This window comes from Dactylosporangium sp. NPDC049140, from assembly GCF_040648435.1.
Genome location: NZ_JBEZDS010000020.1, coordinates 37,583 through 58,017, shown reverse-complemented (window position 1 = coordinate 58,017; position 20,435 = coordinate 37,583). Strand labels below are relative to the sequence as shown.

General features: G+C 74.8%; 14 protein-coding genes. 7 read left to right on the top strand and 7 right to left on the bottom strand.

What is annotated here, in order from left to right:
- Positions 1-225: 225 nt before the first annotated feature.
- Positions 226-1,998, top strand: a complete 1,773-nt coding sequence (locus AB0B76_RS28990) for a discoidin domain-containing protein (protein ID WP_360381462.1) — start codon at positions 226-228, stop codon at positions 1,996-1,998.
- A gap of 44 nt (positions 1,999-2,042) precedes the next feature.
- Here AB0B76_RS28990 and AB0B76_RS28985 read toward each other — a convergent pair whose 3' ends face one another.
- Complete coding sequence (locus AB0B76_RS28985) at positions 2,043-2,369, bottom strand: hypothetical protein (RefSeq protein ID WP_360381461.1); 327 nt, start codon at positions 2,367-2,369, stop codon at positions 2,043-2,045.
- 174 nt (positions 2,370-2,543) lie between these two features.
- Complete coding sequence (locus AB0B76_RS28980) at positions 2,544-3,086, bottom strand: GNAT family N-acetyltransferase (RefSeq protein ID WP_360381460.1); 543 nt, start codon at positions 3,084-3,086, stop codon at positions 2,544-2,546.
- A 60-nt stretch (positions 3,087-3,146) separates the two neighbouring features.
- Here AB0B76_RS28980 and AB0B76_RS28975 point away from each other — a divergent pair, with 60 nt between their 5' ends.
- Entirely contained in the window at positions 3,147-6,287 is a 3,141-nt protein-coding gene (locus tag AB0B76_RS28975; RefSeq protein WP_360381458.1) for a BTAD domain-containing putative transcriptional regulator, read from the top strand.
- A gap of 20 nt (positions 6,288-6,307) precedes the next feature.
- Entirely contained in the window at positions 6,308-9,730 is a 3,423-nt protein-coding gene (locus AB0B76_RS28970) for an ABC transporter ATP-binding protein (protein ID WP_360381457.1), read from the top strand.
- Positions 9,731-9,736: 6 nt separating this feature from the next.
- Here the strand turns inward: AB0B76_RS28970 and AB0B76_RS28965 are convergent, their stop codons facing one another.
- From AB0B76_RS28965 to AB0B76_RS28955, 3 genes are all read right to left on the bottom strand, one after another.
- A complete protein-coding gene (locus tag AB0B76_RS28965; RefSeq protein WP_360381456.1) occupies positions 9,737-10,525 on the bottom strand; it encodes an oxidoreductase in 789 nt (262 codons plus the stop codon).
- A 5-nt stretch (positions 10,526-10,530) separates the two neighbouring features.
- Positions 10,531-11,328 carry an alpha/beta hydrolase gene (locus AB0B76_RS28960; RefSeq protein ID WP_360381455.1) on the bottom strand — a complete coding sequence of 266 codons (798 nt, stop codon included), beginning with the start codon at positions 11,326-11,328 and terminating at the stop codon, positions 10,531-10,533.
- Positions 11,329-11,425: 97 nt separating this feature from the next.
- Positions 11,426-14,116, bottom strand: a complete 2,691-nt coding sequence (locus AB0B76_RS28955) for an AAA family ATPase (RefSeq protein ID WP_360381454.1) — start codon at positions 14,114-14,116, stop codon at positions 11,426-11,428.
- 173 nt (positions 14,117-14,289) lie between these two features.
- Between AB0B76_RS28955 and AB0B76_RS28950 the strand changes: the two genes are divergently transcribed.
- Positions 14,290-14,994 carry a hypothetical protein gene (locus AB0B76_RS28950; RefSeq protein WP_360381453.1) on the top strand — a complete coding sequence of 235 codons (705 nt, stop codon included), beginning with the start codon at positions 14,290-14,292 and terminating at the stop codon, positions 14,992-14,994.
- A gap of 73 nt (positions 14,995-15,067) precedes the next feature.
- Here the strand turns inward: AB0B76_RS28950 and AB0B76_RS28945 are convergent, their stop codons facing one another.
- On the bottom strand, positions 15,068-15,721 hold the full coding sequence (locus tag AB0B76_RS28945; protein WP_360381452.1) for a response regulator transcription factor: 654 nt from the start codon (positions 15,719-15,721) through the stop codon (positions 15,068-15,070).
- A complete protein-coding gene (locus AB0B76_RS28940) occupies positions 15,718-16,899 on the bottom strand; it encodes a sensor histidine kinase (RefSeq protein ID WP_360381450.1) in 1,182 nt (393 codons plus the stop codon). Before AB0B76_RS28940 ends, AB0B76_RS28945 begins: the two co-directional genes overlap by 4 nt.
- A gap of 134 nt (positions 16,900-17,033) precedes the next feature.
- On the opposite strand from AB0B76_RS28940, the gene AB0B76_RS28935 reads away from it, so the two are divergent.
- The 3 genes from AB0B76_RS28935 (at position 17,034) to AB0B76_RS28925 (ending at position 20,419) form a co-directional block, all read left to right on the top strand.
- Positions 17,034-17,456: a hypothetical protein gene (locus tag AB0B76_RS28935; RefSeq protein WP_360381448.1), complete on the top strand. Its 423-nt coding sequence runs from the start codon at positions 17,034-17,036 to the stop codon at positions 17,454-17,456.
- Positions 17,453-18,919, top strand: coding sequence for a multicopper oxidase family protein (locus AB0B76_RS28930; RefSeq protein ID WP_360381446.1), 1,467 nt, complete (start codon positions 17,453-17,455; stop codon positions 18,917-18,919). Before AB0B76_RS28935 ends, AB0B76_RS28930 begins: the two co-directional genes overlap by 4 nt.
- Positions 18,920-19,027: 108 nt before the next feature.
- Positions 19,028-20,419 carry a DUF1996 domain-containing protein gene (locus tag AB0B76_RS28925; RefSeq protein WP_360381445.1) on the top strand — a complete coding sequence of 464 codons (1,392 nt, stop codon included), beginning with the start codon at positions 19,028-19,030 and terminating at the stop codon, positions 20,417-20,419.
- Positions 20,420-20,435 lie beyond the last annotated feature (16 nt).

Here is a 20,435-nt window from a genome sequence, read left to right as displayed (position 1 = left end):
GGGCCGGCCGCGCTATGAACTGGGCTGACGCTGCGAACTCGGGCGCGCCGGCGAAGGTTTTGAGGGGGTGCGGGTGGAGCGGAGCTCCCCCGCCGCGAGCGTAGCGAGCTGGAAATACAGCCTTCCGGGAAATCGCTCTCCTGGCTTGACGTAGCAGGGTAGGGCGGGAGTAGCGTGCGATTCGAGAGAGCGCTCTCTATCCGCCTGCACCCCAATAGGAGAGCCATGCACTACCCCAGGCAACGCCGGATCAAGGGCTGGGCCGCGGGTGTCACCGCCGCCGCCACGCTCGCCCTGGTCGGGATCATCGCTGTGCTCAACGCCGGCACGTCCGACGCCGCTCAGCTCGCCGCCGCGGCCGCGCCCGCCCCGCCGCCCGGCTTCACGCTCACCTGGAGCGACGAGTTCAACGGTGCCGCCAACACCGGTGTCAACACGGGCACGTGGAAGTACGACACCGGGCCGGGCAGCACGTTCGGCACCGGCGAGATCGAGACCATGACCAACAGCACCGCCAACGTCTTCCAGGACGGCGGCGGGCACCTGGTGCTGCGGGCCCTGCACTCCGGTACCGACCCCCGGGCCGGCTGGACGTCGGGCCGTATCGAGACCCAGGCCGCCACCTTCGGCGCCGACGCCGGTGACGTGGTGCGCATGGAGTCCTCGATCCAGCAGCCGAACGTCACGACCGCCAACGGCGCCGGCTACTGGCCCGCGTTCTGGATGCTCGGCTCGACGCTGCGCACCGGCACGACGTGGCCGACCAGCGGCGAGGTCGACATCCTCGAGGACATCAACGGCCGCAGCTCCGTCTTCGGCACGCTGCACTGCGGCACCAACCCGGGTGGCCCGTGCAACGAGTCGACCGGCCTCGGCAGCGGCGAGCGCGCCTGCGCCGGGTGCCAGACCGGGTACCACACCTACGCCGTGGAGATCGACCGGTCCAAGTCGCCGGAGGAGATCCGCTGGTACCTCGACGGCGCGAACTACTTCACGCTGCCGGCCACCCGCGTGGACGCCACGACGTGGAACAACGCCGTGCACCACCCGTTCTTCATCATCTACGACCTGGCGATGGGCGGCGGCTTCCCCGACGCGTTCGGCGGCGGCCCCAACGCGGCCACCATCTCCGGCGGGCAGATGAACATCGACTGGGTCGCCGTCTACAACAAGAAGGGCGGCGGCACCACCAGCCCGCCCCCGGCCGGTACCAACATCGCCCAGGGCAAGCCGACCACGGCCTCCTCGAGCGAGAACGCCGGCACCCCCGCGTCCGCGGCCACCGACGGCAACGCCGGCACCCGCTGGTCCAGCGCGTTCAGCGACCCGCAGTGGCTCCAGGTCGACCTCGGCCAGTCGTACAACCTCACGAGCGTCAACCTGAACTGGGAGGCCGCCTACGCCAAGGCGTTCCAGGTCCAGACGTCCAACGACGGCACCAACTGGACGAGCATCTACAGCACCACCACGGGCACCGGCGGGAACCAGACCCTGAACGTCTCCGGTTCGGGGCGCTACGTCCGGGTGTACGGCACCCAGCGCGCCACCGCCTACGGGTACTCGCTGTACGAGTTCGGCCTGACCGGCACCCCCGGCGGCGGCACGGGCGGCGGCACGCTGCTGTCCCAGGGCAAGGCGACCACCGCGTCGTCGACGGAGAACGCCACCGGCGCCGCGGCCAACGCCACCGACGGCAACACCGGCACCCGCTGGTCGAGCGCGTTCAGCGACCCGCAGTGGCTGCGCGTCGACCTCGGCGCCACCCACACGATCAGCAAGGTGAACCTGAACTGGGAGGCCGCCTACGCCAAGGCCTTCCAGATCCAGACGTCCAACGACGGCACCACCTGGACGGACATCTACAGCACCACGACCGGCACCGGCGGCAACCAGTCGCTCAACGTGGCCGGCTCGGGGCGCTATGTGCGCATGAACGGCACCCAGCGCGCGACGGCCTACGGCTACTCCCTCTGGGAGTTCCAGGTCTTCGGCAGCTGATCGGAAAGGGGGCATCGGGAGGTGTACTCCCGGTGCCCCGACGATCACCGCGTGAAGAACGCGTCCACGTGCCGGGCCACGAGCTCCGGGGAGTTCAGGTCGGGCGCGTTGTGGTCGGCGCCGGGCAGGATCTCGTGCCGCGCCGCCGGCATGATCCCCGCCAGCCGCGGCACCACCTCGAGCAGGTACGGCACCGTCTTCGAACCGGCGAGCAGCAGCGCCGGGGTGTCGACGGCGGCGTAGCGGGAGCCGTCGGAGTCCAGCCGGGCGATCTCGCCGAGCTCGGCCGGGGACGTCGGCATCATCGCGAGCGTCTCGGCGCCGTCCCGGCCGCGCAGCAGCAGGAACGCCAGGGCGTAGTGCACCGCCATCGGGACGGCGGGGATCGGCAGCAGCCCGGTGCGCGGCGGTTGTTGCCGGGCACCACCACGAGCCCGGGTCCGTCGCCGGTGCTGCGGTAGCTGATCGCCGTACCGTCGGCGGAGACGGCGGCACTCGAGTCGGTCATACGGGGCAGTCTGGCCCGGGGCGCTGACAGAGCCCTGTCAGACCGCTGGCGTCCACTCGGAGCGCAGCAGGCCGAAGAGCGCGCTGTCCCGGAAGGCGCCGTCGTCCTCCCGCGAGTACTGCCGCAGCGTCCCCTCGTGGGTGAAGCCGAGCGACGTCAGCAGCCGGACCGAACGGTGGTTGATCGCGATCGTCTGCGCCTGCACCCGGTGCAGGCGCATCGCCGTGAAGCCGAACGCCAGGACCGCGCGGGCCGCCTCGGCCGCGTACCCCTGCCCCCAGTGCGCCCGCGCCAGGTCGTAGCCGAGCTCGGCCCGCCGGTGCCCGCGCTGCCAGCTGTGCAGCCCCATGAGCCCGACGACCCGCCCGCCCAGCTCCAGCGCCCAGTGCCGGCGCAGGTCGGCGGCGGCCTCGGCGAGCAGGTACTCCAGGAACGCCTCGGTCTCCGCGATCGTGCGCAGGGGCTCGTCGTTGAACCGCTGCACCTCGGGGTCGCCGCGGAACACGAGCACGTCGCCGGCGTCGGCGACGGTAGGCTCGCGGAGCACGAGCCGCTCCGTGTGGATCGGCTTCAGGGCCACGCCCGGCACCCTAGACCACGGCCGGCGCACGCGAACGGACGGGGAGAGACAATCGGCAGGGTGCGGATCGGGCTGCTCGGGCCACTCGAGGTGCACGCCGGGGACGGGGCGGCCGTCGAGGTCGGCGGCTCGCGGCTGCGCGTGCTGGTCACGCTGCTCGCGCTCGAGCCCGGGCGCGTCGTCACCGCCACGCGGCTGACCGACGACCTGTGGGGCGAGAATCCGCCGAACGGGGCCGGCAACGCGCTGCAGTCGCTGGTGTCGCGGCTGCGCCGGGTGCTGCCCGACGGGGTGCTGCAGGCGCGGCCGACCGGGTACCTCCTCGACGTCGAGCCGGAGGACGTCGACCACCTGCGCTTCGAGGCGCTCGTCGAGCGGGCCCGGGCCACCGCCGAGCCGGCCGCGGCCGTCGCGCTGTTCCGGCGGGCCGAGGCGCTGTGGCGCGGGCCGGCGCTCGCCGACGCCGGCGACGCCGCGTTCGCCCGGCCGTGGCGGGCCCGCCTCGACGAGCTGCGCTTCGCCGCGGTCGAGGACCGGCTCGAGGCCGAGCTCGGCATCGGGGAGCGGGTCGTCGCCGAGCTCGAGGCGCTCGTGGCCGCCCACCCCCGGCGGGAGCGGCTCGTCGGGCTGCTCATGCGCGCGCTCGCCGACGCCGGGCGCGGGGCCGAGGCGCTCGCCGCGTTCGAGCGGTGCCGGGCCGGCCTGGCCGAGGAACTGGGCACCGATCCGTCGGCGGGGCTGCTCGCGGTACACCTGCAGATTTTGCGGGGTCAGGAGAAGGAGCCCGCCGAGGGCAATCTGCGCGCGGGGCTCACGAGCTTCGTCGGCCGCGACGCGGACGTCGCCGATGTCGGCCGCCTCGTCACCGGCGGGCGGCTCGTCACGCTCATCGGGCCCGGGGGCGCCGGCAAGACGCGGCTGTCCGTGGAGACCGGCCGCACCCTGGCCGGGGCCGCCCCGGACGGCGTCTGGCTGGTCGAGCTGGCCCCGGTCACCGACCCGGGCGACGTCATCCAGGCCGTTTGGGGCGCGCTGGGCCTGCGCGACCCGGCCGGCAAGCCCACCACCGGCGGCCGCCGCGTCGACGCCGACGACGCGCCCCGCCGCCTGGCCGGCGCCCTGGCCCACCGGCGCCTGCTGCTGATCCTCGACAACTGCGAGCACGTCGTGGCGGCCGCCGCCGAGCTCGCCGAGCGGCTGCTGGGGGAGTGCCCGCACCTGCGCATCCTGGCCACCAGCCGCGAGCCGCTCGGGATCACCGGCGAGACGCTCTACGGCGTGGAGCCGCTCGGGGAGGACCCGGCGGCGCGCCTGTTCGCCGACCGGGCGGCGGCGGTACGCCCCGGGCTCGCCCCGGACCCGGAGGCGGTCGCGCGCATCTGCCGTGCCCTCGACGGGATGCCGCTGGCGATCGAGCTCGCCGCGGCCCGCTGCCGCTCGCTCACCCCGGCGCACATCGCCGACCGGCTCGACGACCGGTTCCGGCTGCTCACCCGGGGCAGCCGCACCGCCCGGCCCCGCCATCAGACCCTGCGCGCGGTGGTCGACTGGAGCTGGGACCTGCTGACCGAGCCCGAGCGCGCGATGCTGCGGCGCCTGGCGATCTTCTCCGGCGGCGCGACGGTGACGGCCGCGGCCGCCGTCTGCGACCCGGACGGGCGCCTCGGCGACCCGGACGAGCTGCTCACCACCCTGGCCGAGAAGTCGCTGCTGATCGCCGGGGACGACCTGCGGTACCGCATGCTGGAGACGATCCGCGCCTACGGCCTGGAACGCCTGGACGAGGCCGGCGAGACCGACGAGCTGCGCCGCCGGCACGGCGCCTGGTTCCTCGACCTGGCCGGGCGGCTCGAGCCGCACCTGCGCGGCACCCGCCAGCTCGAGGCGCTCGCCGAGCTCGGCGCCGAGCACGACAACCTGCACGGGGCGCTGCGGCGGGCGATCGCGGCCGGGGACAGCGACCTCGCGGTGCGGCTCGTCGCGGTCGTCGGCTGGTACTGGTGGCTCGGCGGGCACCGGGTCGAGGGCGCGGCCCTGGCCTCGGCGGCGCTGTCGATGCCCGGCCCGTCCGACCCCGACGCCCGGGCCATGGCCTGCGGGGTGGCCGCGGTCAACGGGTTCGACGGGCTCGGCGACGTGGAGATGCTCGACGAATGGTTCGCCGAGGCGGTGCGGTACCAGGGCGACCATCCGCTGTTCCGGCTCTTCCAGGCGGTCGCCGGCCTCTACCGGGAGGGCCCGGTCGGCGCCGTGCTGGAGCGGATCGCCGCCCTGTCCGACGACCCCGACCCGTGGATCGCCGGGCTCGGCCGGCTGCTCGTCGGCCACACGATGCTCAACACCGGCGCCCGCACGACCGAGTCGCGCGCCGCGTTCGAGGCGTCGCTGGCCGCGTTCCAGGGCATCGGCGAGCGGTGGGGCATGTCGTTCGCGCTCGCCGCCCTCGCCGAGGCCAAGGGCCAGGAGGGCCGGTACCGCGAGGCGATCGCGCACTACGAGGAGGCCCTGACCTATCTGCGCCTGCTCGGGTCGACCGAGGACCGGCCTATCACGGAGGTGCGGCTGGCGCAGCAGTACTACCTCATCGGCGACGATGCCCGGGCGGAGGCGACGCTCGCCGAGGCCCGCCGGACCGCCGAGCGCTCGGGGGTACCCGACAGCATCGCCTTCGTCGAGTTCATCTACGCCTACCTGGCCCTGCGCCTCGGCCGCCTCGACGAGGCCCGCACCCGCTTCGGCCGCGCGCTCGCGCTCGTCGGCGACAACCGGGTCTCGCCGCAGATGCTCGCCGTGCTGCACTCCGGCCGCGCGGTGCTGCTCGCCCACGACGGCGAGCACGCCGCGGCCGACGACGCGATCCGGGTCGCCGTCGGGCACGGGCGCGCCGCGTTCGACGCGCTCGCCGTCGCCACCGTGGTCGAGGACGCCGCCGAGGCCGCGCTGCTGGGCGGCGCCGCGGCCCGCGCGGTGACGCTGCTCACCGCGGCCGAGACGATCCGCGGCGGGCCCGACGCGACGCGGCCGTGGACCACTGACGTGTACACCCGGGCCTGCGCCGGGCTCGGCGCCGACGACGTGCGGAGCGCGGTCGAGCAGGGCCGCGGGGCCACCCTCGACAACGTGCTCGACTACTTCGCCGCCCGTAAATGCGTTGAGCCGCCCCCGGCTCCCGAGGCAGGCTGGAGGCACCGCAGCAAGTAACCCCGGGGGGCCCCGCCACCATGCGTCTGATCCGTGATCTCTGGGCCACGTCACCGCGAAGAACCGCGGTCGTGGCCTTCCTCGTCGTGCTCGGCGCCGCCGGGCAGGCCGCCGCGTCCGCGGTCGGCGGAGCCGTGCTCATCCATCGATCTTGGGTGATGTTCGGCGTGCTCGCGGCCGCCCTGGTCGCGGCCGTGCTCACCGACCTCGGCGTCGGGCTCATCATGGCCCGGCTCACCGCCGACTGGTGTGCCGACGTGCGCCGGCGCCTGTGCCGGGTCGCGTTCGGCCAGGACCTGCCGACCCTGGAGACCACCCCGGTCGGCGAGCTGCTCGACCGCATCGACAACGACGTCTACCAGGTCGCCTCCGAGATGCGCAACGCCGGCGTGCGCATCGCCCAGTCGGCCTGCTACACGGTGCTGTCGGTCGCGACGACGCTGTTCGTGTGGTGGCCGGCCGGCATCGCGATGATCGTCATCGCCGTCGCGCTCACGCTCGGGCTGCGCAAGCCGGCCGCGAAGATCGTCGCCAGCCGGATGGGCGAGGAGGAGGCCTGGAGCGACCTTGCCGCGGTCATGGAGGAGAGCATCCACGGCCAGGACGACGTGCGCACCTCGCTCGCCCGCCCCTACGTGCTGCGCCTCTACGCGCGCCGGGCCGCCGTCGTGCTCGAGCGCGGCCGCAAGGTCTGGGTCCGCTCGGCCGCCGTGACCTCCGTCGCCTCCGCCTTCGTGCGGCTCACCATCGCGCTCATCGTGCTCGGCGGCGTGTGGGCCCTCGCGACCGGCCGCATCGACGTGGCCCGGCTCAGCGCGGTCTGGCTGCTGGCGCTGGGCTTCGGCGCGACGGTCGAGCACACCAGCCGGATGGTGCCCGACCTGCAGTACGCGCTCGGCGCCTGGGCCCGGATACAACTCCTGCGCGACGCCAGACAGGAGCCCGTGGGCGGACGAACGCCCGCGGCCGGAGACCTCGAGGTGCGCGACCTGACCTTCCGGTACTCCGAGACCTCCCGCAAACCGGCCCTGCGCGGCGTGAGCCTCACGTTCGCCCGGGGCCGTTCCTATGCCCTGATCGGGCGCACCGGCTCCGGCAAGTCGACGCTGGCCAAGGTCCTCACACGCGCCGTGGACATCCCCCGCGGCACGGTGTTCCTGGGCGGCACCGACCTGCTCGACCTCGACGTCGAGGAGCTGCGCCGGTGGATCGCCGTGGTACCGCAGCGCACCGAGATCCTCGCCGGCACGCTCGCCGAGAACATCGCGCTGTTCGATCCCGGGCTGCTCGGCACGGCCGCGCGGGCGATCGACGAGCTCGGCCTGGCCGGCTGGGTCGCCGAGCTGCCCGACGGGCTCGACACCCGCCTCGGCGACGGCGGGCACGTGCTCTCGGCCGGGCAGGAGCAGCTCGTCGCGTTCGCCCGCATCGTGGTGCGCGACCCGCAGGTGGTCATCCTCGACGAGGCGACCGCGCGGCTCGACCCGGTGACCGAGGCCCAGGTGCAGCGGGCCACGGCGCGGCTGCTCGACGGGCGCATCGGCGTCATCGTGGCGCACCGGCTTTCGTCGGTACAGCAGTGCGACGAGGTCGTGGTCCTCGCCGACGGTGCCGTGGTGGAGGCCGGCCCGCTCGCCTCCTCGGCGCGCTTCGCGGCGCTGCTGGCGGCCTCGTCCGCGGCGCCGGTGCCGGTGCCGGGCCCGGCCGCCGCGCCGGTCGTCTCCACCGCCGCGGTCAAGGCCGACCCGCCGCCGCTGCCGAAGCTGCCGGCGGCCCGCACGATGTGGAACATCTTCAAGCTGGCCACCAACGACTGGCGGTACGGCCTCGTCGCCGTGGCCATGTTCGGGCTCATGACGCTCGCCGGCCTCGACGGCTCCGTGCTGCCGTGGCTGTGGGCCGACCTCGTCGACGGGGCCGGCGGCACGCTGTGGCCGGCGCTCGGCATCACGGCGGCGCTGCTGCTGCCGATGGCGCTGCCGTACTACACCGGCAAGTGGTTCCCCGAGTGGTGGGTCCGCCAGCTGCTGCGCATCAGCCTCCGGCTCGTGCACGGCCAGACCGGCGCCCGCCGCGTCAGCAAGCACACCCCGGCCGAGGTCGTCGCCCAGGGCGGCGACACCGAGCGGGTGGTCGTGCTCGCCGACAACCTCGTCGACCAGTGGATCTGCCTGTGGGTCCTGGTGTCGATGACGGTCGTGGCGGGCTCGTTCGTCCCGGCCGCGTTCATGGCCGCGACGATCGTGCTCTCGGGCCTGACCGCGACGCTGTTCGGCCCGGTGCTGAAGCGCTCGGCGCAGCGCACGGTCACGGCGCGGGCCGCGTTCGCCACGGCTCTCGTGTCGTCGCTGTCCGCCGCCCGTACCGTGAAGCTGGCCGGCGCCACCGTCCCGGTGCTCGCGCATCTGGCGAAGCTCGACCGCGTCCGCAGTGCCCGGGTCCGGCAGGAGATCGCGGTGAGCGTGTGGGCCCGCTCCACTCCGGCGCTGGCCAGCGGCCTGCTGCCGATCGGGGCCTGGGCGCTGCTGCTGTCCGGCCGCCTGACCGCCGGCGCCACCCTCGTGGCGGTGTCGACGCTGGGCTCGGCCCGCTGGTTCGCCTGGACGACGGCGTCGCTGATCTCGCAGCTGCCCTCGGCGCGGGTGTGGACGCGTCGGACCGTCGAGATGGTGGGCAACGGCGAGTACGCGGCGGCCGTCCCGGGCGTGGACCTGTCCGCGGGCACCGCCCCGGCGCCGCCGACCGCCCCGCGCCATCCGCTGCGGCGGCTGGAGCTGGACGGGTTCGCGGCCGTGCACGAGGACGGCACCGTGGCCGTGCGCGACCTCGACCTGTCCATCGAGCGCGGCGAGCTCGTGCTCGTCGTCGGCCCGGTCGGCTCCGGCAAGTCGTCGCTGCTGCGGGCCCTGGCCGGGATCGTGCACCACACGGGGAAGCTGCGCTGGAACGGCGAGCCCGTGACCGAGCCGGAGATGTTCCTGCGGCCCAACCAGATCGGGTACGTCGCGCAGCTGCCGCGCGTGCTCTCCGGTACCGTCGCCGACAACATCGCCCTGGGCCACGAGGTCGACGCGACGAGCGCCGTGTCGACCGCGCAGCTGGAGCACGACCTGACCGCCGCCGGCGCGGGCCTGGGCCTGCTCATCGGGCACAAGGGCACCCGCCTGTCCGGCGGGCAGCTGCAGCGCCTGGCCCTGGCCCGCGCCCTGGCCCCGCGCACGGAGCTGCTCATCGCCGACGACGTGTCCTCGGCGCTGGACGTGACGACCGAGCTGGCGCTCTGGCAGGCCCTGCGCGAGCACGGCGTCACGGTGATCGGCTCGACGTCGAAGCGGGCCGCCCTGACCCAGGCCGACCGCGTCGTCGTGCTGAAGGACGGCACCGCGGCGGCCCAGGGCACGTGGCGCGAGCTCGAGCCGGACTGGGGTCATCTGGCCGGCTGATGCGGGTCAGAGGGTCTGGATCAGGCCCCCGTCGATGGCGAAGTCGGCCCCGGTGACGTTGCCGGCCCGCCCGGAGGCGAGGAGGACGACGAGGTCGGCGACCTCGCCCGGCTCGGTGAACCGCCCGGTCGCCGAGCCGGCGGCGGCCCCGCGGGCCACGTCCTCGGGCGTGGCCCCGGCCGCCGCGGCCACGGTCACCGCGACGCCCTCGGCGCCGAGCCACAGCCCGGTGCTCACCGGGCCCGGGCTGACCGTGTTCACGCGGATGCCGTGCGGCGCCACCTCCTTGGACAGCGCCTTGGAGAAGTTGCCCAGGGCCGCCTTGGCCGCGCTGTAGTCGATCACGAGCGGGTCGGGCAGCCGCGCGTTTACCGAGTTGACGGTCACGACCGCCCCGCCGCCGCGCTCGATCAGGTGCGGCAGCGCGGCCCGGGTGGTGCGCACGGCGGCCAGGAAGTTGATGGTCAGGGTGGCGAGCCAGTCGTCGTCGGTGACTGAGGCGAAGCCGCCCGGGCGCGGCCGTACCGCACCCACGTTGTTGACCAGGATGTCGAGGCCACCGTGCGCGGCGACCGCCGCCGCGACGAGCCGCCCCGGGCCGTCGGGCGTGCCGAGGTCGACCGCGACCGGCTCGACCGCGGCCCCGGCGGCCAGATCCGACAGCTCGGTGGTGAGGCTGCGCGCGCCGGCGACGACCGTGGCGCCCTCGGCCGCGAGGGCGCGGGCGATCGCGAGCCCGATGCCCTTGCTCGCCCCGGTGACGACCGCGACCTTGCCCGTCAGATGCAGATCCATGACGTCTACAGGCCGTGCCGGGCCAGCCAGGCCAGGGTGACGTCGGCGACCTCGCGCCAGCCGTGGTCGATGGTCAGCGAGTGCGCCCGGTCGGCGAACTCGTGGATTTCGGTGACCGCGTCCGAGTGCCGGTACTGCTTCAGCGTCGCCTTGGTGACCGCCTCGGGCACGGTGTGGTCGCGCCCGCCCATGATCAGCAGCAGCGGGCCGCGCAGCTCGTTGGCCGTGTCGACCTTGGCCGGCGAGTGCGGGTCGAAGTTGGCCGCGGCCGCCTCGAACAGCGGCTTGCCGGGCGCCGGGATCGCCCACCGCTCGAAGAGCTCGTCGGACTCCTGCTCGCTTACCGCGTTGCCGAAGGCGTAGCGGAACTGCTCGGCGGTGAGGGACACGGCCCGGTTGCGGTTGGCCGGGTTCTTGAACACCGGGAAGGTCGCCCGCAGCGACGACAGGGGCAGCGGCAGCACGCCCTTGATCTGCGCGGCGTCGATGGCCACCGCGGCCGCGGCGCGGTCCTGGCCGAGCAGCTTCTGGGCGATCATCCCGCCGAACGAGTGCCCGACGAGGATCGGCTTCGCGCCCAGCCCGTCGATGATCTTCGCGTAGTGGTCGACGACGTCGTCGATGCCCTGGCCGGCGACGGCGTCCGGGTCGGCGCGGGCCAGCTCGACGGTCGGGGGCTCACCGGGCCAGCCCGGCGCCGCGGTCTCGTAGCCGGCGGCCGTGAAGAACTCGGACCAGGGGGCCCAGGAGGTGGCGTGCAGCCACAGACCGTGGATGAATAGGACAGGCGTGCTGGAAGTCATGGACAGACCCTACGGCGCCGCGGCCCGGCCCCGCTTGCGTCACATGACTTCATCATGCAGTCGGGCGCGCGAGGTGACGCCCGGCTCCGGGGTTGTGTCACACGACTTCATCACGCAGTTGCGCGCGCGAGGTGACGCCCAGCTTCGGGAAGATCCGGTGCAGGTGGGAGCCGATGGTGCGGTGGGACAGGTACAGCCGCTCGCCGATCTCGCGGTTCGTCAGCCCCTCGGCCGCCAGCTGCGCGATCTGCAGCTCCTGCGGCGTGAGCCGGTCGCGGGCGTCGGGCGCGCGGCGGCGGCTGGTCTCGCCCGCGGCGCGCAGCTCGGCCCGGGCCCGGTCGCCCCATGGGATCGTGCCCAGCGCGTCGAACGTATCGCGGGCCGCGCGCAGGTGCGCCCGCGACTCGGCCGCCCGGCGCTGCCGGCGCAGCCGTTCGCCCTGGACGAGCTGGGCGCGCGCCCGGGCGAAGGGCCACGCGCTCAGGTCGGCCTCCAGGTTGGCGTGGTCGCCGCCCAGCAGCGCCCGCGCGTGGCGCAGGCCGATGTGCAGTGCCGGCGACGGGGTCCGGCGCGCGACCGCCGACATCTGCGCGACCAGGCCGGCGACCGCCTCCGGCCGGCCGGCCCGCACCGCCGCCTCGACGACGTCGCCGAGGGCGAAGCAGCGGTGCCCGCCGTGGTACGCCGGATCGGCCGGATCGTAGATGCGCCGCAGGTCGGCGAGCGCGTCCGCGTGCCGCCCGGCGCCGAGCGCGGCCAGCCCGCGGGCGTGCTGCACGGCCGCGAGCACCGCCCGGGCCGCGACGGGCAGGCTCGCCCGCTCCGCGTCGCGGGCCAGCCGGTCGGCCGCGTCCTCGTCGCCGCGCAGCGCGGCCAGGACGGCCTGGGTGGCCCGGGCCGTCGCGGCGACGATCGGCTGCGACGTGTCCCGGGCCAGCCGGAAGGCCTCGTCGGCGGCCGGCATCGCGACGCTGAGGTCGACGAGCTGGGCGGACGTCCACGCCTGCAGCGTGAGCGCCCGGGCGAGCAGCCCCAGCCGGCCCTGGGCCCGCAGGTCGTCCAGCGCGCCGGAGTAGAAGGCGGCCGCGAGGTCGAACGCGCCGACCGCCATGGCCGCGTTGCCCGAGAGCCGGGCGGCCCGGGCGTCGCCGGCCAGGCCGGGGCGCCGCAGCCGCTCGAGCACGACCTCGCCGCAGTCGATCGGGGCGGTGTACGCGAGGATGACCAGCAGCCGCGGGTCGTCCCGGGCCACCGCCGTCTTCCCGGCCGCCGCGACCACGCTCGCCCGGGCCTCGGCCCCCGGCTCGGTCCACCAGCACCGCAGCGCCGCCCCGTGCAGCAGGTTCAGCGCCAGATCCGGGTCCTCGGCCGCCGCCCGCGCGGCCACCTGCGCCAGCGACCACGCCGCCTGCGCCCGGCCGAGCACGCCGTCGTCGAAACTGTCGCGGATCCACGCCCTCCGCCAGCGCTGGCGCTCCGAGAGCTCCAGCCGGTCGGCCGCGCCCAGCAGCCGCACGACCGCGTCGCGCCGCCCCAGCTCGAACGCCTGCTCCGCCGCGCGCAGCAGCCGCTCGCCGCGCACGCCCGGGTCGCGGCTCAGCGCGGCCGCGCGCTCGAGGGCGGCGACCCCGGCCGCGACACCGCCCCGGCGCTGGGCCCGCACCGCCGCCGCGTCCAGCTCCGCCGCGATCTCGTCGTCCGGGCCGGCGGTGGACGCGGCCCGGTGCCAGACCCGGCGGTCGTCGTCGGGAATGACCCGGGCGAGCGCGGCGTGCGTGCGGTGCCGCGGCCCCAGCCCGGCCCCCTGGTGGATCGCCGAGCGGATGAGCGGGTGGACGAACCGCAGCCGCGCGCCGTCGGCCTCGACCTCGACCAGCCGCGCCGCGATCGCCGGCGTCAGGTCGTCGGCGGTGCACGGGGCCCCCGTGGCCAGGCTCGCCGCGGCCAGCGCCTCCGACAGCGCCTCGCCGTCGTTGAGCGCGGCCGTGAGCAGCACCGCCCGCGTGGCCGGGGGCAGGCCCGACACCCGGGCCGCGAACGCCCGCTCCAGCCGCGCGGTGAGTGGCAGCACCGCCGTCGGCACCGCGGCGTCCCCGGCGTCGAGCACGGCGGGCAGCTCGACGAGCGCGAGCGGGTTGCCGGCGGCCTCCTGCAGGACCCGCTGCCGTACCGCGCCGGGCAGTCCGGGCGCCCGCGCGTCGAGCACCTGCTCCGCGGCGGCGGGTTCGAGCCGGGGCAACGGGATCTCGGGCAGCCCGCTGTCGGCGAACGGCCCGTCGAACCCGTCGCGCAGCGCCGCCACCAGGACGACCGGCTCGTACTCCAGCCGCCGCGCGACGAACACCAGCACGTCGGCGCTGGCCCGGTCGAGCCACTGCGCGTCCTCGACGACGACCAGGACCGGCGCCCCCATGGCGGCCGCGGCCTCGCCGAGCAGGCCGAGCGTGGCCAGCGCGACCAGGAACAGGTCGGGGACGGCCGCGTCGCCGCGCCCGAACGCCGCGAGCACCGCGTTGCGCTGCGGCCGGGGGAGCCGCTCGACCTGGTCGAGGACGGGGCGCAGCAGCTGGTACAGCCCCGCGAACGCGATCTGCGCCTCGCTCTGCAGCCCGGTCGTCGCGAGCACGCGCAGGTTCTGCTCGCCGGCCGCGCGCACCGCCGCGGCGAGCAGCGTCGACTTCCCGATGCCGGCCTCACCGCGCACCACGGCCGCGCCCCCGCCGTCGCGCGCGCGTCCGAGCAGGCGGCCGAGCGAGCGCAGTTCCGCCCCACGACCGACAAGCGACATGAGAATATGATCCACGGTGACCCCCGGTTCCGGGGCACGCGGCTTCCGGAATCGGCCCGATGATCGGCCGGCGGGTCGGCCGCAACGACCGGTACGGCATCCCTCATCGACCCCCAGCAAGGTGGTGTGACCGCTCTCGATCAGAGCGCCATACCTTGGGGGATGTCCAACCGATGCCGCGCAGACTCATTCTGTTCATCGTCGCCGCGTTGCTGGCCACCCTGGCCGTCGCCGCGCCGGCGCACGCCTCCGCGCGCTCCACCAGCCTGACGCCCGGAAGCCCCGTGACCGCCACGGTCGCCACCGCCGGCGCCGGCGTCTCATACACCTTCGCCGGCGCCGGCGGCCAGCACGTCGCGTTCGACGTGTCGGCCAGCGGCTGGGGTTCGGGCAGCGGCTACCTGACGCTGTACAACCCGTCCGGCGGCCAGTTCGGCTACATCGTCCTCGGCAACGGCGCCACCTATGGGGACTTCACGCTCAACAGCACCGGCACCTGGGAGGTGCGGGTCTCGGGCTACGCCGCCGCCACCGGTTCCGCGACCTTCACCCTGGCCTTCGACGTGACCGGGGGTGCGCTGACCGCGGGTGTGGCGGTGACCCAGCCGATCGGGTTGCGCGGGCAGAACGCCAACTTCACCTTCGCCGGCACCAGCGGCCAGTACGTCACCGTGGACGTGTCGGCCAGCAACTGGGGCACCGGCAGCGCCTACATCACCCTCTACAACCCGTCCGGCGGCCAGTACGCCTACATGCTCCTCGGCAACGGCACCGCGAACCGCCAGTTCCAGCTCAACGTGAGCGGCACCTGGACCCTGCGGCTCGACCCCTACGGCTCCGCCACCGGGGGCGCCACCTTCCGGCTCCTGACCCCCTGACGTTCCGCCCCGGCCGCGGCGGTGTCTCCACCGCGCCGGCCGGGGCGGTGGAGCACGGGCACCGGCGGCTCCGTCAGGCGGTGACGAGGCCCGACTCGTAGGCGAACACGACCAGCTGCGCGCGGTCGCGGGCGTGCATCTTCGTCATGGCGCGGCTGATGTGCGTCTTCGCCGTGGCCAGGCTGATCACCATCCGCCCGGCGATCTCGTCGTTGGACAGCCCCCGCGCCGCCAGGGCGACCACCTCGCGCTCGCGGTTCGTGAGGGCGTTCACCGCCCCGTGCAGCGGACCCCGCGGCGGCCGCGCCACGTACTCGCCGATGAGCCGGCGCGTGATCGCCGGCGACAGCAGCGCGTCGCCCCGGGCCGCGACCCGCACCCCGTAGAGCAGGTCGGCCGGCTCGGTGTCCTTCACCATGAACCCGGCGGCCCCGGCCCGCAGCGCCGCGTACACGTACTCGTCCAGCCCGTAGTTCGTCAGAATCACCACGTGCACGTCCGCGAGCGCCGGGTCGCCCGCGATCCGCCGCGTCGCCTCGATCCCGTCGACCCCGGGCATCTGGATGTCGACGAGCGCCACGTCGGGCCGGTGTTCGCCGGCGAGCTTGACCGCCTGCTCCCCGTCGACCCCCTCGGCCACGACCTCGATGTCGTCCTCGGCCGCGAGCAGCGCCCGGAACCCGGCCCGGATGAGCGCCTGATCGTCGACGAGCAGCACCCGGATCACGCGAGCACCGCCGTAACGGCCGGAGCGGCGAGGGGCAGGCGGGCCTCGACCGTGAAGCCGCCCGCCGGACGGGGGCCCGCGCACAGGGTGCCGCCCAGGGCCGTCACGCGCTCCCGCATCCCGGTCAGGCCGACGCCCGGGACCGGGGCCGCCGCCTTGGGGCCGTTGTCGTCGACGCGGATGGTGAGGGCGTCCGCGGCGTACTCGATGCACACCGTCGCCTCCGCCGGCCCCGCGTGCCGGGCCGCGTTGGTCAGGGCCTCCTGCACGATGCGGTAGGCGGTGCCGTCCACCGGCGGCGGCAGGTCGAGCCGCGCGCCCGCGATCCGCACGGTCACCGGCAGGCCCGCCTGCCGCGCGCCCTCGGCGAGCCGGTCGAGGTGCTGCAGCCCGTTGGCGTCATCGGAGGCGGCCGTGAGCGGGTCGGGGCCGGTGCGCAGGACCTCGAGCGTGCTGCGCAGCTCGCGCATCGCGTCGGTGCTCGCGTGCTGGATCGCCAGCAGCGCGTCGGAGACCGGCTCGTCGTGCTTGCGCGCGAGATGTACCGCGACCCCCGCCTGGATCTTGATGATGGAGATGCTGTGCGTCAGCGAGTCGTGCAGCTCGCGGGCGATGCGCAGGCGCTCCTCGACCGCGCGGCGGCGGGCCGTCTCCTCGCGTGTGCGCTCGGCCTCCTCGGCACGGCGCTCGACCTGCTCCAGATAGGCCCGGTGCTGCCGGGTCACCTCCGCCATCACGCTCGAGGCGACCATCCAGCCGATGATGAGGAACCAGCGCTGGAACACGTCCGCCGGCCGGGCCCCGGAGCTGATGGCGTCGCCCACGATCCCGACGACCAGGATCGCGGCGATGACGGCCCGGGCGGTCCGGCCGTGCCCGCGGTGCACGGTCGTGTAGAGCGCGATGAGCACCGGCACCGTGGGCCCCACGCCCGGATAGCCGAGCACCAGGTAGGCCAGCAGGCTCCCCGCCGCGAGGGCGAGCACCGGCCGCGGATGGCGCCGCCGCACCACGAGCGCGAGGCCGGCCACGACGAGCAGCGCCACACCCGGGGCGTCGAGGTCGGTGCGCCCGGCCGGGGCCGTCAGCGCCCCGCCGACCGCGACCACCGCGGCCCCGGCCGCCAGCGCGGGGTCGCGCCACGCTTGCCCGGAGTCGGAGCGCAAGGCCAGTTTCATGGACTCGAGGTTAGGCGGTCGGCGGCGGCGGCGCGTCGGCCCACAGTGGTATCCGGGTCGTCATTCCAGCGTGGTACAAGATCTAGACCCTGGTCTGACGACCTGATCTCCGCGGCGGAGCAGGATCGGCGGCCATGAACGCACGAACGGTCCACATAGCGCTGCGGGGGACCAGCGCCGCGCTCGCAGTCCTCGCCGCGGCTCAGGTGCTGCTGGCCGGAAGCTTCCTCAGCGGGCACTACGCGGTGCTGCGCTGGCACATGATCGCCGGCTTCTCGATGGTCGTCCTGGCCCTGCTGCAGGCCGTCCTGGTCTTCCTGCCCGGGCGCCGGGAACGGCCGCCGTCGCTGGCCCGCGAGGGCGTCATCCTGCCGGTCGTGCTCGCGGCGCAGGGCGTCCTCGGCGTGTTCCGCATCCTCGAGCTCCACGTCCCGATCGGCGTGCTCATGGCGGTCGGGGCGGCCCACGGGGCCGCCTGGGCGTGGAGGACGCCGCTGCCGGCGGCGAAACGCAAGGCGGAGACCCAGGCGGCCGAGACCCGGGCGGTGGCGGCGTGAAACGGCGCGCGCTGCTCGGGGCCGGGGCCGCCGCGCTCGGCGCCGCCGGGATCGGCTGGTCGCTGCTCACCCCGAAGCGGCCCGGGAAGCTGCTGCGCAGCCGCGCGCCGCTGCCGGAGCCGTTCGCGGCGCGGCTGGTCGTCCCGCCCGTGCTCACCGGCGAGGAGATCATCCAGCGGGAGGCCGACCTGCACATCCTGCCGGGGCTGACGACGCGCGCGTGGACGTACAACGGGAGCTTCCCCGGGCCGACGGTCGTCACGCGCTCGGGCCGGGCCGCGAGCCTGACGCACCGCAACCAGCTGCCCGAGTCCGTGGTCGTGCACCTGCACGGCGGCCACACGCCGGCCGACAGCGACGGCTACCCGATCGACGAGATCATGCCCGAGGGCGCAAGCCCGGGAACGACGCACCACGACATGGCCGCGATGGCCGGCGACATGTCCGCCGGCCGGCGGACCTACCGGTATCCGATGAACCAGCGCGCCGCGACGCTGTGGTACCACGACCACCGCATGGGCTTCACCGGCCCGGCGGTCTACCGCGGCCTGGCCGGCTTCCACCTCGTGCGCGACGACGAGGAGGACGCGCTGCCGCTGCCCCGCGGCGAGCGGGAGCTGCCGCTGATGATCACCGACCGGGCGTTCGAGGCCGACGGCTCGTTCCGGTACCCGACCGGCGACTCGGCGTACATGAACGGCGTCCTCGGCGACGTCGTGCTCGTCAACGGCCTCCCGTGGCCGGTGCACGAGGTCGACCCGGCCCGTTACCGGCTGCGGCTGCTCAACGCGTCGAACGCGCGGCGGTACCAGCTGGCGCTCGACCCGCCGCCGCCCGGCGGCAACGCGTTCGTGCAGATCGGCAGCGACGGCGGGCTGCTGCAGCGGCCGATCGGGCACGACTCGCTGGCGATCGCGCCCGCCGAGCGGTTCGACGTGGTCGTGGACTTCGGCCGCTACAAGCCCGGCGCCCACGTGCGGCTCGTCGACCGCGACGGCGGCCATGTCATGCGGTTCGACGTGACGGGGGCGGGGCGCGATGACGATTCGGCGGTACCGCAGGAGCTCAGCCGCACCGTGGAGCCGCTGCCGCCGCCCGCCCGCGTTCGCACGTTCCGGTTCAACCAGGGCCCCGACGGCACCTGGCGGATCAACGACCTCGAGTACCGGCCCGGCCGCGCGCTGGCCCGGCCGCGGCTGGGCGAGGTGGAGCACTGGCGGTTCGTGACCGACTTCCACCACCCGATCCACCTGCATCTCAACCACTTCCAGGTGGTCTCGCGCAACGAGAACGGGCTCGGGGCGTACGACCACGGATGGAAGGACACCGTCGACCTGCGGGCCTCGGAGGCGGTCGCGGTCGCCGTGCGGTTCACCGACTACACCGGCACCTTCATGCTGCACTGCCACAACCTGGAGCACGAGGACATGGCGATGATGGCGGACTTCGTTGTCGAGGCATAGCCCGGAAATTGGGCCCCGCGACTGGGTCTTTGGTCCCTGGACCCCGGCCGTACGGTGGGCGCGCCCTCGCCATCGTTCGCGCACGTCGCAAGCAGTTAGGAGATCCTCGTGCCAAACGTCAGGGGCCTCATCGCCGCCGCCGGGGCCGCGGCCACCGCCCTCCTGGTCGTCACCGCCGCCATGGTGACGACCGCCGACGCCGCCACCCCGGTCACCGTGCAGGCGGAGGCGTTCAGCGCGCAGTCCGGGGCGCAGGTGGAGAACACCGTCGACACCGGCGGCGGGCAGGCCGTCGGCTACCTCGCCGACGGTGACTGGCTGCGCTACGACGGCGTCGACCTCGGCGCGGCCGGCGCGCTGAGCATCGGCGCCCGCGTCGCGTCCGCCGGCACCGGCGGGACGGGCAGCATCGAGCTGCGCACCGGCTCGCTCACCGGGCCGGTGCTCGCCCAGATCACCGTCGCCCCGACCGGCGGCTGGCAGGCCTGGACCACGCTCACCGCCACCGCCGCGAGCCACCCGGCCGGGGCGCAGACCGTGTTCGCGGTCCTGCGCAACAGCACCGGCGGCCGCGACTTCGTCAACATCAACTGGTTCTCGTTCACGGGCGGGGCGGCGAGCACGCCCAGCGCGACCGGGACCTCGGGCGCCGGGTGGGTCGGCGTCGACCCGGCCCGGTGGAACGCGCAGCTGGCCGAGTTCAACGCGATGGCCATCGACCCGGCGCCGGCCAACGCGGTGCGGGTGTCGGAGTTCAACGCGTCGTGCACGTACAGCCACTCGTTCAAGGACGACCCGATCGTCTTCCCGGGGCTGCCGGGCGCGTCGCACATGCACAGCTTCCTGGGCAACCACAGCACCAACGCGTTCTCGACCGGCGACACGCTGCTGGCCAACGCGGGCACGAGCTGCGCGCCGGCGCCGGACCTGTCGGCGTACTGGGTGCCGACGCTCTACGAGCACGGCGTCGCGGTCGAGCCCAAGGGCGTCGTCGTGTACTACGGCTCGCGGCTGACCAGCCCGGCGGCGACGGTACCGTTCCCGCAGGGCTTCCGGATGATCGCCGGGGACGCGAAGCTGCAGCAGGCGACGCCGGCCGGCTCGGTCAACCAGTTCTACTGCGCCGGTCCGGGCGGGGAGACCGGGCGCAGCGCCGACGGCAACTGGCCGCTCTGCGCGCCGGGCGCCACGCTCATGTTCCAGCTCGTCTTCCCGGACTGCTGGGACGGCGTGCACCTGGACAGCCCCGACCACAAGTCGCACGTGTCGTACGCGTACACCGGCACCTGCGGCGGGGCGTACCCGGTCGCGATCCCGTCGCTGTCGTTCGTGCTGGCGTACCCGACCAGCGGTACCGCCGACGGGTTCACGCTCGCGTCCGGGATGGCGTCCTCGTTCCACGGCGACGCGTTCCTCGCCTGGGACAACGCGGCGCAGGGGCACCGGGTGAAGAACTGCATCGTCCAGAAGGCCAAGTGCAACACGGCCGGCACGTTCTGACCGGCGGCACCGGCCC